The following is a 14,793-nucleotide window of genomic DNA, read 5'->3' as shown; positions in this document are numbered from 1 at the left end:
TCGCGCCCCGGGGCCCCCCGGGGCGGTCCGTCACTTCCAGTGCCAGAAGCCGCCGGCACCGCCCAGGCCGGTCTTGGCCAGCCCGGCGCCGAAGGACACGCCCACGCGCTTGGCGACCCGCTCGGCGAAGTTTTCCCGGACCGTGTAGTCCACCACCGTGTCGGCCTGGATGACGTCGCGCGCGACGCTGTCCACCGTGCCCAGTTCGTCGGCCAGGCCCAGTTCGACGCTCTTGGCGCCCGTCCAGATAAGGCCGGTGAACATGTCCGGCGTTTCATGCAACCGCTCGCCGCGCCCTTCCCGCACCGCGCCGACGAACTGCTGGAAGATTTCCTGGACCAGCGCCTGGGCGTGGGCCTGCTGCCCGGGATTGGCGGGCGAGAACGGATCCAGCAGCGCCTTGTTCTCTCCGGACACGACCAGGCGCCGTTCGATTCCCACCTTGTCCATCAGGCCGGTGAAGCCGAAGCCTTCCATGATGACGCCGATGGAGCCGACCACGCTGGCCTTGTTGACGTAGATCTTGTCGGCCGCGGCGGCAACGTAGTAGCCGCCGGAGGCGCAGATTTCCTCGACCACGGCATACACGGGCTTGTCGGGATTCTGGGCGCGCAGGCGGCGGATCTCGTCGAAGATCATGCCGGCCTGGACCGGGCTGCCGCCCGGGCTGTTGATGCGCAGGACTACTCCCTTGGCGTTGTCGTCGTCGAAGGCGGCCTGCAGCGCTGCGTTGATCTTGTCGGCGCTGGCCTCGCCCTGGGCATCGATGACGCCGTCCAGTTCGATCAGCGCGGTATGCGGGTCGGGCGTGCCCGAACCCGAACCCCTGAACAGCACGCCGGTGGCGGCGAGCACCAGCAGGACCACGATGGCGAGCATCAGCAGCCGGAAGAAAATGGTCCAGCGCCGCCTGGCGCGCTGCTCCTTGAGCGAAGCAAAGACCAGCTTCTCCAGCACGTCGCGCTCCCATTCCCCCGGAGCGCGGGACGAAGCATCGGGCGGGGAGGAATAGGCATCCTGGGACATGAAGACAACTCGCTATGAAAGGTCGAAGGTAAGCAATCGCTAGGATAGGGCAAGTCGCGGCGCGGCGACAGCGGCCCTCGCGGCCAGGGCCGGTTCACACCGCGCGCCTTGCGCGGCTCCTAGGCCGCCCGGGCCGCGATGCGGCCGTGCAGCCAGTCGCCCAGTTCGGCGATGCTGCCGGCCAGTGTCTGCGGCGCGCATCCGGCCAGCTCGTCCACGGCGTGCGCCCCATAGGTCACGCCCACGCCATGGATCCCGGCGTTGCGGGCCATCTGCAGGTCGTGCGACGTATCGCCCACCATGACGGCGGATGCCGGATCGGCGCCCAGCTCGCGCATGATCTCGAACAACATGGCCGGATTGGGCTTGGAGAAGGTCTCGTCGGCGCAGCGGGTGGTGTCGAAATACCGCCGGATGCCGGTAGCGTCCAGCGCCCGCTCCAGGCCGACGCGGCTCTTGCCCGTGGCCACCGCCAGCCGCGCGCCGCGCTCGGCCAGGCGCGCCAGCATCTGCTCGGCGCCGGCGAAAAGACGCAGCTGCGGATCGCGGGTCAGGTAATGGAAGCGGTAGCGCGCGACGAAGGCCTGGACCTGGTCCTGCGCCAGCGTGGGAACGGCCGCCATCAGCGCGTCCTGCAGGCTCAGGCCGATGACCCAGGCGGCGGCCTCGTCGGGCGGCACCGGCAGCCCGAGGTCGCGACAGGCGGACTGGATGGCGGCGATGATGGTCGGCGTCGAGTCCATCAGGGTGCCGTCCCAGTCGAACACGATCAGCGAATAGCCCGGGAGGGGTGAAGTCATGGATGTTCCAGTTGCTGTAGGAATTCGACGCAATCTTCGGGCAGACGGGCTTCCAGCGCCAGGGACTCGCCGGTCAGCGGATGCGGGACGGCCAGGGTGTGGGCGTGCAGGAACATCCGGCGGAACCCGCGCCCGGCCGCAGCCGCGTTGGCGTGGTCGTCGCCGTACTTGTCGTCGCCCACGATGGGAAATCCGCAACTGGTCACGTGCACCCGGATCTGGTGGGTCCGCCCGGTCTTGAGCTCGGCGTCCAGCAGGGAATACAGGCCGTAGCGCCGCTTGAGGGTGAAGATGGTGTGGGCCGCCTGACCATCGGGATCGACCTTCACGCGGCGTTCGCCCGACTGGGTGGACCACTTGGTGAGCGGCTTGCGTACATGCTGCCGGTCGTTGACCCAGTCCCCCACGACCAGGACCAGGTAATGCTTGTTCCAGAGGCCGTTGCGCAGCGATTCGTGCAGGCCGACCAGGGCGCTGCGCTTCTTGGCCACCAGCAGCAGCCCCGACGTGTCGCGGTCGAGCCGGTGCACCAGTTCCAGGAAGCGCGCCTCGGGCCGCGCCCGCCGCAACTGTTCGATGACGCCGAAATCCACCCCGCTGCCGCCGTGCACCGCCACGCCTGCCGGCTTGTCGATCGCCAGCAGCGCGTCGTCCTCGAACACGATGGGGAATTCGCCGGGAGGCACGAAGCGCACCGGCGCCTCGGGCAGCCGGAACGGCGGCACCCGGACGACGTCGCCGGCGGCGATCCGGTGGTCCACCGGCACCCGGCCACGGTTGACCCGCACCTGGCCGCCCCGGATGGCCTTGTACAGGTGGCTCTTGGGCACGCCCTTGCACAGGCGCAGCAGGAAATTGTCCAGCCGCTGGCCATCGTGCGCCTCGTCCACTTCGACCAGGCGCACGGCGGGGGCCGCGGCCGGTTCGGGGTTCCGGGGCGGGCGGCCCTGGCCGGGCGTGGATTTCGCTTTGCGCAACAATGGTAGCGACATATAATCCTGAAGCCTGATCGAATCAGGCGGGTTGGAGCACAGGGTTGACGTACACGTTGTGTCCCTGAACCGCGCTTCCGGCGTCGAGACGCGCTTTCATGCGGCGTTTCCGCCAGATGTGCGCGAGACACCTTTCCGAATCCAGGCCGCGTCCCAATCGGGCTGCCGCCTGCCGCTGAATGTTTCGCGGCAAGCCGTGCAGCCTTTGCAGCACGCCGCCGGGTCAGGACAGGTCGCAAAGTGTGCCGGAATTGTACCCGTCCCGCCCGCCGGATTCTTCCGGGCCGTCATGGTCGCCCGCCCGTCGCGCCGCAATGGCTTCGAACCCGAAGCCCAACCGCGCGACGACGGATATGCGCCCGCGGACGCAAGTACAAAGAAACCGTCGTATACGCAAAGGCTCGCCCAAGAGGCGAGTCTGTCTGGCTCGCAAATACCGTGAACACCACTGCTTTCGATACCGCAACCGTCCCTCGCCCCCACCGCAAGCCGCGGTCAGTGGGCGACGGCCGCGGCATCCACGGTGCCTGCGCTCTCTCCCGACCTTGCGCATTCCCACCCGGCCGGTCATCGTGACCTGAGTCCGCGGGGTGCGGCTTTTCGCGCACCGGTTTCCTCCACTCGCTCCGCGCACCGCGCATCTTCCCGACGGCCCGAGGCTGCGCGCCGGTTTTCGGCGCGACACGACCACGGAGAACTTCATACATGAAGCGCATGCTGTTCAACGCAACGCACCAGGAAGAACTGCGCGTTGCCATCGTCGACGGGCAGAAGCTCATCGACCTCGACATCGAAACCGCCGGCCGCGAACAACGCAAAGGCAACATCTACAAGGGCGTCGTCACCCGCATCGAACCCAGCCTGGAAGCCTGCTTCGTCAACTACGGCGAGGAACGCCACGGCTTCCTGCCCTTCAAGGAAATCGCCCGCACCTACTTCAAGGAAGGCGTGGACGTGCGCAGCGCCCGCATCCAGGACGTGCTGCGCGAAGGCCAGGAACTCATCGTCCAGGTCGAGAAGGAAGAGCGCGGCAACAAGGGCGCGGCCCTGACCACGTTCATCTCGCTGGCCGGCCGCTACCTGGTGCTGATGCCCAACAACCCCCGCGGCGGCGGCGTGTCGCGCCGCGTCGAGGGCGAAGACCGCCAGGAGCTGCGTGAAACCATGGAGCAGCTCCAGGTTCCGCAGGGCATGAGCATCATCGCCCGCACCGCCGGCATCGGCCGCAACGTCGAAGAGCTGCAATGGGACCTGTCCTACCTGATGCAGCTGTGGACCGCCATCGACGGCGCCGCCCGCGAGAATGCCGGCCCCATCCTGATCTACCTGGAATCGAGCCTGGTCATCCGGGCCATCCGCGACTATTTCTCGCCCGACATCGGCGAGATCCTGATCGACACCGACGACATCGCCGACCAGGCCTGCGCCTTCATGAGCGTGGTCATGCCGGACAACGTCCAGCGGGTGAAACGCTACCGCGACGACGTGCCCCTGTTCTCGCGCTTCCAGATCGAACACCAGATCGAGACCGCCTACGCCCGCACGGTGCCCCTGCCCTCGGGCGGCGCGGTGGTGATCGACCACACCGAGGCCCTGGTCGCGGTGGACGTCAACTCGGCGCGCGCCACCAAGGGCAGCGACATCGAGGAAACCGCGCTGCGCACCAACCTGGAAGCGGCCGACGAAGTGGCCCGCCAGTTGCGCCTGCGCGACCTGGGCGGCCTGATCGTCATCGACTTCATCGACATGGAAGACGGCAAGAACCAGCGCGCCGTCGAGCAGCGCCTGCGCGAAGCCCTCCATTTCGACCGCGCCCGCGTGCAGATGGGCAAGATCTCGCGCTTCGGCCTGATGGAGCTGTCGCGCCAGCGGCTGCGCCCGGCGCTGAACGAGGGCTCGCACATCACCTGCCCGCGCTGCAACGGCACCGGCGTCATCCGCGACACCGAGTCCAGCGCCCTGCAGGTGCTGCGCCTGATCCAGGAAGAGTCCATGAAGGAAAACACCGCCGCCGTGCACGCCCAGGTGCCGGTGGAAGTGGCCACCTTCCTGCTGAACGAGAAGCGCACCGACATCGCCAAGATGGAAGCGCGCCTGAAGGTCAACGTCATCCTCATCCCCAACAAGCACCTGGATACGCCGCACCATCGCATCGAGCGCCTTCGGCACGACGACCCCAGGCTGGAAAGCACCAAGGCCAGCTTCGAGCTGGCCGAGGCGCCCGAGACCAACCTTGCCTATTCCGCGCAGGAACACGAGGTCAAGGCCCGCCCCGAGGCGCTCGTCAAGGGCATCACCCCCGCCCAGCCGGCGCCCGTCTCCTCCACGCCCCCGTCCGGCGCGAATGGCTCGCGAGCCAAGGCCGAGCCCGCCGCGGCGCCGTCCGCCGGCGGCTTCTCGGCCCTGGTGTCGCGCCTGTTCGGCTGGCTGAAGGGCAGCCCCGCCCAGCCGGCCGAGCCGGCCGCCCGCCCGCGCAAGGAAGAATCGCGCGAGGAACGAGACGCCCATCGCAACCGCCGCCGCCCGCCCCAGGGCGGCAACCGCGGCCGCCGCGACAACCGCGAGGCGCGCCCCGATGACCGCGAGCGCCAGGAAGGCGAGGAAGGCCGCAAGGAAGCCCGCGATTCGCGCGGACAGCGCCGCGATGGCCGCCGGGACGACCGTGCCCGCGCGCCCAGGCAGGAAGAGCAGCGCCCCGTGGCCGTCGCGCCCGTCGCCGATGACGCCGAGCAACAGTCGGGCGAGGCTCGCAACCGCAACCGCCGCGGCCGCCGCGGAGGACGCCGCGAGGACCTGCCGGCCGATGAAGCCGCCGGCTCGACCGTTGCCGCGGCCGCCGTCGTGGCTGGCGAGGCCGTCGCACCCGTCGCCGCCCCCGAGGCCCCGATCGTCCCCGACGCGCCCCTGACCGCCGAGCCGCAAGGTCTCCAGGAAGAGGAACCGCTCGCCGCCGCCGATGGCGCCGATGGCGAACCGGAACGCAAGCGCCGCCGCCGTCGTGGCCGCCGTGGCCGCCGCCAGGGCGAAGCCGGCGCCCAACTGGGCGAAGATGGCCTGCAGGACGACGAGGCAGCCGATGACGAAGACGCCGCTCCGGCGTCCGCCCCGGCCCAGCCGCTGGCCACGGTATCCGAGCCCATCCTGATCACGGCCGAGGCCCTGCCCATCGACACGCCCGCCCCCGTGGTGGCGGAAGTCGTGCACGCGCCGGCCCAGCCCGCCCAGGAAGCCCAGCCGTCGCAAGAGGCCGCTCCCCAGGCCGAGGAAACCGCCCCCGTGGCGGCTCCGCAGGCGGTCGAGGAACCCGCGCCCGCCATTGCCGCCGAGGCCCCTGTGCAGCAGGCCGCCGAAGCTCCGGTCCAGCCGGCCGAGCCCACGCCCCAGGCCGAGGCTCCCGCCGCGCAGCCTGAACCGGTTGCCGCGGAGGCCCAGGCCGAGGTGCCCGCGCCCGTGGCCGAGACGCCTGCTCCGCAACCGTCCTCCATCCTGGATACGCCGGCCCAGATCGTCGTTCCCCAGGCCGCCGCGTCCCACGACGAACTCGTGCGCGTGGTCGAGCAGGCCGGCATGCAGTGGGTGGAAACGGACAGCGCCAAGCTGGCGGCTGCCCGCCAGGCCGCTCCCGCCGCCGCGCCGGTCCGCCTGGGCCGCGAGCCGCGTGTCCGGCCGCCGGCGGCCGCCGAGGCGCTGGTCCAGGTGGAAACCCGTCCCGAGCTGCGTCACTGATCACGCAGCCGGGCCGTCACGAATGCCGCACGTTCGCGTGCGGCATTTTTTTTGCCCGGAGTCCGGCCTGCCAGCCCACGGCATCATGTTGCACGGGCGGCCGCCGAAGCGGTGCCGCAAAATCACCACAAGGCTGCCCGAGCCCGGCCGCAACGCCTAGAATGGCGGCTTGGCCTGCCCTACGGGATATCCCCCCATGTCCAGCAAGAAGACCCTCGAGAACTCATGGCTGGGGAATATCCCGCTGACCGGCAAGGTATCGCTGCTGGTGGGCTCGCTGCTTACCCTGTTCATCGTCTCCAGCATCGGCACGTCGCTGGTCCTGGAACAGGAGAAGCAGAACCGGGCCGCCTTCCGCGCCACGGTCGACCTGCTGCGCGAGATCGAGCAGACCAATCGCGTGCTGTATCAGCGGCAGTCCGAACTGCGGCAGTTGCTGCTGAGCCCGGGCGAACCCGACACCAAGACGCTGCAGACGGCCAACGCCGCGATCACGCAGCACCTGGACCACCTGGAACAGCAGGTCCGGAACGACGCCGCGCAAAGCACCCGGCTGGACACCATACGCGGCCTGGACGCCAGTTGGCGCAACAATGTCGAACAACAGGTGCTGCCCGAGCTGCGGCGCCTGGCCAAGGAATCGCCGGCCGAGGCCGCCAGCCAGCGCGAGCGGCTCTTCCCGAAGTTCACCGCCAGCACCCCGGTCGCCACACCGGCCATCGTCGCGGCCCTCGACGGGTTCGGCACCTATGCGCGGCGGCAGCTGGAAGAGCGCGAGAGTGCCCTGGAGCAGTCTGAATCCCAGCGCGAGTGGCTGCTGTGGGGCACGCTGCTGCTGGCCGCGCTGTGCGGCGTGGCGGCCTTGCGGCTGTCGGCCACGCTCGTGACCCGGCCCTTGCGCCTGATGAGCGAGCGCATGGAGCGCCTGGCCCGGCACGACCACGCCATCGAAACGCCCCGGCTCGACCGGCGCGACGAGATCGGCACCATCTCCAGGGCCTTGACCGAGTTCAAGCAGATGGCCATCGACATCTCGGACCAGAATTGGGTGGGCCACTGCGTGGGACGGATCGCCGACCGCCTGCAGCGCGCGTCGTCCCATGCCGAGTTCGCCCAGGCGCTGCTGTCGCAACTGGGCACGGAGCTGGGCGCGGGCGTGGCGCTGTTCCACCTGCGCGCGGAGGACGACGTCCTGCATCCGGTCGGACACTACGGATACCAGCCCGATCCCGCGGACCGGATCCAGCCGTTCAGGATGGGCGAAGGCCTGGTCGGCCAATGTGCCCGCGAAGCCCGGGTCATCGAGCTCGACGCGGTGCCGGACCATTACCTGCGCATGCGGTCCGGCCTGGGCGAGGCCGTGCCTCCCCGCCTGATGCTGATCCCCGTCCTGTCGATGGAGCACGTCCTTGCCGTCATCGAGCTGGGCCTGATGGGGCCCCTGGACGTCCGTCGCCGCCGCCTGCTGGAAACCCTGCTGCCCGTCGTCGCCCTGTCGCTGGAGAACATCACGCGCTCGGTGCGTACCCGGGAGCTCCTGGAACGCACGCAAAGCCAGGCCGCCGAGCTGCGCACCTCCGAGGAAGAACTGCGCACGCAGCAAGAGGAGCTGCAGGCCTCGAACGAAGAGCTGCGCCAGCAATCCGAGATCCTGAACCAGCAGAAGACGCTGCTGGAAGCCCTGCAGCGGGAGACGGCCGACAAGGCGGACGCGCTGGCCCGCGCCAGCCAGTACAAGTCCGACTTCCTGGCCAACATGTCGCACGAGCTGCGCACGCCGCTCAACAGCCTGCTGATCCTGTCCAACGACCTGGCCGAGAACCGCGAAGGCAACCTGAGCGAAGACCAGGTCGAGTCGGCCCGCATCATCCACGAAGGCGGCACCAACCTGCTGCGCCTGATCAACGACATCCTGGACCTGTCCAAGATCGAGGCCGGGAAGATGGAACTGTCGCTCGAACAGGTGGACCTGCGCGTTTTCGCGGCCCGGCTCAAGCGCCAGTTCGATCACGTGGCGCGCGGCAAGGGACTGCGTTTCGCGGTCGAGATCGCCGATGCGCTGCCGTCCGCGGTGCAGGCCGACGGCGGCAAGCTCGAGCAGATCGTGACCAACCTGCTCGGCAATGCCTTCAAGTTCACCCAGTCGGGCGAGGTCCGGCTGGTGCTGCGGCGCCCGGCCGCCGATCTTCCCGGCTTTCCGGCGGACCGGTCCGTCTCGATCGAAGTACACGATACCGGCATCGGCATCCCGCCCGAAAAATTCGCGCAGGTCTTCGGCGCGTTTGAACAGCTCGATGCCGGCACCAGCCGCCAGTTCGGCGGCACGGGCCTGGGGTTGGCGATCTCCCGCCGCCTCGCGCGGCTGCACCATGGCGACATCCAGTTGCGCAGCGAGCCCGGGCAAGGCAGCGTCTTCACGGTGCTGCTGCCGCAGGCCCAGCCCGGCGCAGCCGAACCGGCACCCCTTGCCGAGGCGCCCCCCGCGGCCGGCGACGCCACGGCGACGCTGCCGGATACACCGCCCGCCGCCCCCGCGTCCTCGCGCGACACCACCATCCTCGTGATCGAGGACGATCCGGCCTTCGCCCGCGTCCTGGCCGACATGATCCGGCGCAAGGGCTGTACGGCCCTGGTGGCCCACGGCGGCGAAGCCGGCCTGCAGCTCGCCCGCCAGCACCACCCCACCGGCATCATCCTGGACCTGATGCTGCCCGACATGGACGGCTGGACCGTCCTGGAACGGCTCAAGGCCGAGCCCGGCCTGCGCCACGTCCCGGTGCATATCGTCTCGGCGCTGGACCAACCCGCGCGCACGCGGGACTCCGGCATCGCCGGCTACCTGACCAAGCCGGTATCGGCCGACGCGCTCAACGGCGCCATCGACCGCCTGATGCTGCCGACCGAAGGACAGGTCCGGCGGCTGCTGATCATCGATGACGATCCGGCTTCCCGCACCTCGGTGCGGACCCTGCTGTCCTCCCAGCCCGTCGAGATCTCGGAAGCCGGCTCGGCCGAGGAGGCGCTGGCCATGCTGCGCGGCGAAACCTTCGATTGCGTCGTGCTGGACCTGGGCCTGCCGGGCATTTCAGGCTTCGACTTCCTCGAACAACTGTCCACCGTCGAACCGCGCCCGCCGATCGTGGTGTATTCCGCCCGCGAGCTGTCGCGCGAAGACCAGTTGCGGATACGCTCCCACACCGACAGCGTGGTGATCAAGGGCGCGCACTCGTCGGAACGGCTGCTGGACGAAGTCAGCCTCTTCCTGCACAGCGTGCGGCTGCGTCCCGCCGCGCCAGCCTCGGGCAGCGACGACGACCTGAAGGGGCGCAAGGTCCTGATGGTGGACGACGACATGCGCAACCTGTTCGCCCTGTCCAAGGCGCTGCGCGGCCGCGGCATGGAGGTCCTGATGGCGCAGGACGGCAGCAAGGCCCTGCGTCAGCTGGAAGAGAACCCCGACATCGAGCTGGTGCTGATGGACGTCATGATGCCGGTCATGGACGGCTACGAGGCCACGCAGGAGATCCGCAAGAATCCGCGCCATGCGCATCTGCCCATCATTTCGCTCACGGCCAAGGCCATGCAGGGCGACCGCGAGAAGAGCCTCGCCTCGGGCGCCAACGACTACCTGCCGAAACCGGTGGACATTCCCAAGCTGCTGTCTATGATGCGAGTATGGCTGCACCGCTAGGGCGGCCTGGAACGCCATGGAACCCGACCTGGACGAAATCGAGCTGGACCTGTTCGTGGAAGCCCTGCGGCGGCGCCACGGCTACGACCTGAGCCAGTACGCGCGCCCCTCGCTCAAGCGGCGCGTGCAGGGGCTGGTCCGCCAGCACGGCCTGGCGCACATCGGCGAGCTCACTTCGCGCATGCTGCGCGACGCTTCCTTGCTGCCGCAGGTGATCGAAGGGCTGTCGGTGCCCGTCTCGGAAATGTTCCGCGACCCTTTCGTGTTCGAGGCGCTGCGCACCAAGGTGTTCCCTGTCCTGGCCTCGTATCCCAGCATCAACATCTGGCAGGCGGGCTGCGCCCACGGCGAGGAAGTCTATTCGCTCGCCATCCTGCTGCAGGAAGCCGGGCTCTACGATCGCAGCCAGATCTACGCCACCGACTTTTCCGATGCCGCGCTGGCGCGAGCCCGGGAAGGCATCTTCCCCGTACGCGAGGCGCGGGCGGCCTCGCTGCGCTACCAGCAGGCGGGCGGCACCCGTACCCTGGCCGATTACTACCACGCGCGCTACGACCTGGTGAAGCTGGACGAATCGCTGTGCCGGAACGTGGTCTTCGCCAACCACAATCTCGCCACCGACGGTGTGTTTTGCGAAGCGCACCTGATCCTGTGCCGCAACGTGCTGATCTACTTCAACAACGCCTTGCAGGACCGCACGCTGGCCCTGTTCGCCGACAGCCTCGTGCGCGGCGGCTTCCTGTGCCTGGGCACCAAGGAAAATCTCGCGCTGGCATCGGCCTCCTCCAGCTTCGCCACGGTGGACGGTCCGGCGCGGATCTTCCGGTCGATACGGGCGACCTGACGGAGAGATGCGATGGAACTGGTGGCCATCGGCTGTTCCACCGGCGGACTGAAGGCCCTGCAAATCCTGCTGCGCGGCCTGGCCCCCTGCCCCCGGACCGCGTTCGTCGTCGTCATCCACACGGCGTCCGCCGATGCCGACTCCCTGCGCAGGTTGCTCGCCCGCGACACACCGATGCCCGTGCAGGAAGCGCAGGAGCGCGCGCCCGTGCTGCCCGGCGTGCTGTATGTCGCCCCGCCGGGCTATCATTTGCTGATTGGGGCCGATCACTATTTCTATCTGAATGTCGACCCCAAGGTCTGCTTCGTGCGACCCAGCATCGACGTGCTGTTCGAATCGGCCGCCGATGCGTACCGCCACCGCATGGCCGGCGTGATCCTGACCGGCGCCAACGACGACGGCGCCCGCGGATTACGCTGCGTCCGGCAGGCCGGGGGTATCGCGCTGGTGCAGGACCCGGAGGAAGCGGAAGCCTCCGGCATGCCGGAAGCCGCGCTTTCCCTGGCGGGCGCCGACCATTGCCTCGGGCTCGCCGACATTGCGAGCGAACTCAACCGGATGTGCCTATCTTGAAGACCGACCTGCCCACACCCAAGATCCTGATCGTGGACGACACGCCGGCCAATCTGTTCGCCATGCGCAAGCTGCTGGCGCAGATCGATGCCGAACTGGTCACGGTCGCCTCGGGCAACGAAGCGCTGGCGCTTTGCCTGGACGAGCGCTTCGCGCTGATCCTGCTCGATGTCAACATGCCCGAGATGGACGGCTACGAAGTCGCCGCCCTGCTGGCCAACGAACCGCTCAATCGCGACACGCCCATCATCTTCGTCACCGCCGCCTTCGCCGACGACCTGAATCAGTTGAAAGGCTATCGCAGCGGCGCGGTGGACTACATCGCCAAGCCGGTCAACGACTCGATACTGCTGTCCAAGGTCAAGGTGTTCCTGGAGCTGGAAACCAGCCGCCAGCGGCTCGCGCAGGCGCTGTCCACGCTGGAACAGCGCAACCAGCAACTGCAGGTGGAGATCGCCGAACGCCGGCGCATCGAGGAACAGATGCGGCACCAGGCCACGCACGACCAGTTGACGGGCCTGCCGAACCGGGCCTTGTTCATCGAGACGCTGGACCGCTTCCTGAGCCGTGCCCAGCGACACGATGAACTGTTCGCCCTGCTGTACGTGGACATCGACGGCTTCAAGCAGGTCAACGACGGCCATGGCCACCAGGCCGGCGACATGCTGTTGCAGGCCTTCTCGCTGCGGCTGCGGTCCGCCCTGCGCGCCGAGGACGTCGTGGCCCGCCTGGGCGGCGACGAATTCGGCGTCCTGCTGTGCAAGGCCGCCGACGGCGGCGCGATCCGGCAAAAATGCGTCGACCTGTGCGAGATCCTGCGCGCGCCCTATCGCCTGACCACCAATGGCCAGGCGTTCACGGCCCACGTGGGCGCAAGCATCGGCGCCGCGATCGCCATGCAACACGGCACCAGCCGCGACAGCCTGGTGCAGGCGGCCGACAACGCGATGTACGAAGCCAAGCGCAGCGGCAAGAACCAGGCGAGACTGGCCACCACGCTGCTGTGACCGCTCGCGCTACAGGGTAACCGCGACGCCCTGGCGGGCGTCGGCATGGCGCAGGAAATCGGTGACGGCATCGGCGCCCATGGGGGGCGAACAGAGGAACCCCTGCCAGGCATCGCAGCCCAGGTGCCTGAGCGCCTCCAGTTGCTGCGGCGTCTCGACGCCTTCGGCGATGGTCTGGATATCGACGGACCGGCAGAACTGTATGACGGTGCGCAGCATTTCCTTGTCGTAGGTGTTGTCCAGCATCCCGGCCACGAACTGGCGGTCCAGCTTGACCGCCGCGAACTGCGCCGAGCGCAGCCGCAGGAAGTTGGAATATCCGCTGCCGAAATCGTCCAGGCTGAAGCCCACGCCCATTTCTCCCAAGCGCCGGGTGATGGCGCCTGCCTCTTCCGGATCGGGAATCTCGGCCGACTCGGTCAGCTCGATTTCCAGCCGGCCCGGCTCGATGCCGTACTCCTCCAGTACCTGGCCCACGCTGGCGGCCAGGTCCCCCTGCAACTGGGCGGCGCTGAGGTTGACGGCCACCTGGGCACAGAACACGCCTTCCTCGCGCCATTCGGCCAGTTGCTGGCAAGCGCGCCTGAGCACCCACATGCCCAGCGCGGAACTGAGCCCCGCCGCCTCGACCTCGGGCACGAAGTCGTTGGGCATGACCATGGTTCCCTTGCGATGCCAGCGTACCAGGGCCTCGACGCCCCGTACCCGGCCGGTTCGCATTTCCAGCTGGGGCTGGTAGAACAGTTCGAACTCGCCGCGATCCAGGCCCTGCATGACCTCGGTGACCAGCGTGTCCTCGCGCGACATCAGCCTGCCGTCCAGGTCCTCGGGACCGTCGTTCCAGCATACCCACCGCGCCCGCGTGCGCAGCGCGTAGCGGGCCGCCTGCTGGGCGCGCAGCAGCACGTTCGAAGGCTGGGGCAGGTCGCTGGGCAGCATGACGATGCCGAAGGCGGCCAGCGACGACCCCTGGCTGGCACCCAGTATCTGCAGCAACGAGGAGCGCTGGAACAGCCGCTGGGCGGCGCCTATCGCGCCCGACTTGTCGTTGACGTCGCGCAGCACGATGATCAGGCTGGTGTCGTCCAGCATGCACAGCAGGTCGTCCGCGCGGATGAAACGGCGGATCTTGCCGAGGATTTCGTCGCGCTGGTGGGGAGCGGCATCGGAAGGCAGGGCCAGCGCCATGACGGCGGCTCGCCGGCGCTCGCCGATCAGCACGCCCAATTCGCGCAACAGCATGGCCCGTTCGCTGACATTGGCGAACTGTCGTACGGCCTCGGCGGGCTTGGACCTTCTAGGCATCGGCGACATGGAAAAATCGAACAACCATCAAGCTTCTTTTAATCGATATACCGCTAGTCCGTCAGTGGCGCCAGGCGCACGGAGCCGTGATACATGATCATCGCACACAGGCGATCATCGCAAAAGCGAAACCGCGCCCCATGCTGCCGGCCCTGCCACCCGGCGCCGGACACGTGCCTTTCGCGGCAAGTTAGTAAACGCCAACATTGGACTTCACCCGATAATTGGCGTGGGGAACATTACGGGAGGCATACGCGGCAGGAACGGGTTCGCCCGTTACAATGTTAACAACTGTTGCCTCCGGTACGAACACCCCCCGGCAATACCCTATGCTCTCACTCAGGGAAACCATCGTGGATCCAACGACTCTCGAATATCTCGGCAGCCGGCTGGCATCACGGCAATGGACCGGGTTTCTCGGCGCCCTGGCCCGGGAATTCTCCGACCAGTTGCCCGAAGCCGATCTGCGCGCCTTGATGCATCGCGTCGGGGCGCGTTTTGCCAGCGAATCGGCCTTGGCCGATTGCCAGAGCCTGGACGATGTCCAGTTCGCGATGAGCAAGATCTGGATGGCGCAGGATTGGGGCTGGGTCACCGTCCATGAACACGACGACTCGTTGCATATCAGCCATCACTGCTCCCCCCTGTCCGCCACCTTCGGCCAGCAGGCATCCCCGTGGATGGCCGCCTTCCTCGAAGGCGCCTACCAGCGGTGGTTCGAGCAGCTGGGCGCCGGCAAGAGCCTGAGCGTCAAGCAGGCCGGCGAGCCGGATGCCGTCGGCTGCGTCGAATTCCGGCTGGGCAGGTAACCTCCTCCAAGCCCATGTGA

The 14,793-nt window shown here is 68.3% G+C and carries 10 protein-coding genes; 6 read left to right on the top strand and 4 right to left on the bottom strand.

Annotated elements, in window-relative coordinates:
- Positions 1-30: 30 nt before the first annotated feature.
- From sppA to N5K27_RS06025, 3 genes are all read right to left on the bottom strand, one after another.
- On the bottom strand, positions 31-1,026 hold the full coding sequence (gene sppA / locus N5K27_RS06035) for a signal peptide peptidase SppA (RefSeq protein WP_087840509.1): 996 nt from the start codon (positions 1,024-1,026) through the stop codon (positions 31-33).
- Positions 1,027-1,145: 119 nt separating this feature from the next.
- Complete coding sequence (locus N5K27_RS06030; protein ID WP_087840508.1) at positions 1,146-1,826, bottom strand: HAD-IA family hydrolase; 681 nt, start codon at positions 1,824-1,826, stop codon at positions 1,146-1,148.
- Entirely contained in the window at positions 1,823-2,818 is a 996-nt protein-coding gene (locus N5K27_RS06025) for an RluA family pseudouridine synthase (RefSeq protein ID WP_087840507.1), read from the bottom strand. The genes N5K27_RS06030 and N5K27_RS06025 overlap by 4 nt, the downstream gene beginning before the upstream one ends.
- A gap of 705 nt (positions 2,819-3,523) precedes the next feature.
- On the opposite strand from N5K27_RS06025, the gene N5K27_RS06020 reads away from it, so the two are divergent.
- The 5 genes from N5K27_RS06020 (at position 3,524) to N5K27_RS06000 (ending at position 12,659) form a co-directional block, all read left to right on the top strand.
- Positions 3,524-6,544 carry an Rne/Rng family ribonuclease gene (locus N5K27_RS06020; RefSeq protein WP_087840506.1) on the top strand — a complete coding sequence of 1,007 codons (3,021 nt, stop codon included), beginning with the start codon at positions 3,524-3,526 and terminating at the stop codon, positions 6,542-6,544.
- 196 nt (positions 6,545-6,740) lie between these two features.
- Complete coding sequence (locus N5K27_RS06015) at positions 6,741-10,235, top strand: response regulator (RefSeq protein ID WP_279815215.1); 3,495 nt, start codon at positions 6,741-6,743, stop codon at positions 10,233-10,235.
- A gap of 16 nt (positions 10,236-10,251) precedes the next feature.
- Complete coding sequence (locus N5K27_RS06010; protein ID WP_087840503.1) at positions 10,252-11,079, top strand: CheR family methyltransferase; 828 nt, start codon at positions 10,252-10,254, stop codon at positions 11,077-11,079.
- A gap of 12 nt (positions 11,080-11,091) precedes the next feature.
- Positions 11,092-11,652 carry a chemotaxis protein CheB gene (locus tag N5K27_RS06005; protein ID WP_087840501.1) on the top strand — a complete coding sequence of 187 codons (561 nt, stop codon included), beginning with the start codon at positions 11,092-11,094 and terminating at the stop codon, positions 11,650-11,652.
- Positions 11,649-12,659 (top strand): diguanylate cyclase, encoded by a 1,011-nt coding sequence (locus tag N5K27_RS06000; RefSeq protein WP_207958680.1) that lies wholly within the window; start codon positions 11,649-11,651, stop codon positions 12,657-12,659. Before N5K27_RS06005 ends, N5K27_RS06000 begins: the two co-directional genes overlap by 4 nt.
- Positions 12,660-12,668: 9 nt before the next feature.
- On the opposite strand, the gene N5K27_RS05995 is transcribed toward N5K27_RS06000, so the two are convergent.
- The gene (locus tag N5K27_RS05995) at positions 12,669-13,973 is read right to left on the bottom strand and encodes a GGDEF domain-containing phosphodiesterase (RefSeq protein ID WP_140416894.1); all 1,305 of its coding nucleotides are present in this window, start codon (positions 13,971-13,973) and stop codon (positions 12,669-12,671) included.
- Between the two features lie 344 nt (positions 13,974-14,317).
- Between N5K27_RS05995 and bcsD the strand changes: the two genes are divergently transcribed.
- Positions 14,318-14,773: a cellulose biosynthesis protein BcsD gene (bcsD, locus tag N5K27_RS05990; protein WP_243724643.1), complete on the top strand. Its 456-nt coding sequence runs from the start codon at positions 14,318-14,320 to the stop codon at positions 14,771-14,773.
- The last annotated feature ends 20 nt before the right edge of the window (positions 14,774-14,793 follow it).

Source organism: Pigmentiphaga sp. GD03639 (genome assembly GCF_029845405.1).
Taxonomy (GTDB): Bacteria; Pseudomonadota; Gammaproteobacteria; order Burkholderiales; family Burkholderiaceae_B; genus Pigmentiphaga; species Pigmentiphaga daeguensis.
Note: the sequence above shows the minus strand (reverse complement) of the source record. Positions and strands in the feature narration are given on the sequence as shown.

Bases quoted from the DNA above. Each gene is read 5' to 3' on its own strand.
- N5K27_RS06010 (WP_087840503.1), top strand. From the start codon at position 10,252: ATGGAACCCGACCTGGACGAAATCGAGCTGGACCTGTTCGTGGAAGCC.
- N5K27_RS05995 (WP_140416894.1), bottom strand. From the start codon at position 13,973: ATGTCGCCGATGCCTAGAAGGTCCAAGCCCGCCGAGGCCGTACGACAG.
- N5K27_RS06025 (WP_087840507.1), bottom strand. From the start codon at position 2,818: ATGTCGCTACCATTGTTGCGCAAAGCGAAATCCACGCCCGGCCAGGGC.
- N5K27_RS06005 (WP_087840501.1), top strand. From the start codon at position 11,092: ATGGAACTGGTGGCCATCGGCTGTTCCACCGGCGGACTGAAGGCCCTG.
- N5K27_RS06030 (WP_087840508.1), bottom strand. From the start codon at position 1,826: ATGACTTCACCCCTCCCGGGCTATTCGCTGATCGTGTTCGACTGGGAC.
- N5K27_RS06020 (WP_087840506.1), top strand. From the start codon at position 3,524: ATGAAGCGCATGCTGTTCAACGCAACGCACCAGGAAGAACTGCGCGTT.
- N5K27_RS06015 (WP_279815215.1), top strand. From the start codon at position 6,741: ATGTCCAGCAAGAAGACCCTCGAGAACTCATGGCTGGGGAATATCCCG.
- sppA (WP_087840509.1), bottom strand. From the start codon at position 1,026: ATGTCCCAGGATGCCTATTCCTCCCCGCCCGATGCTTCGTCCCGCGCT.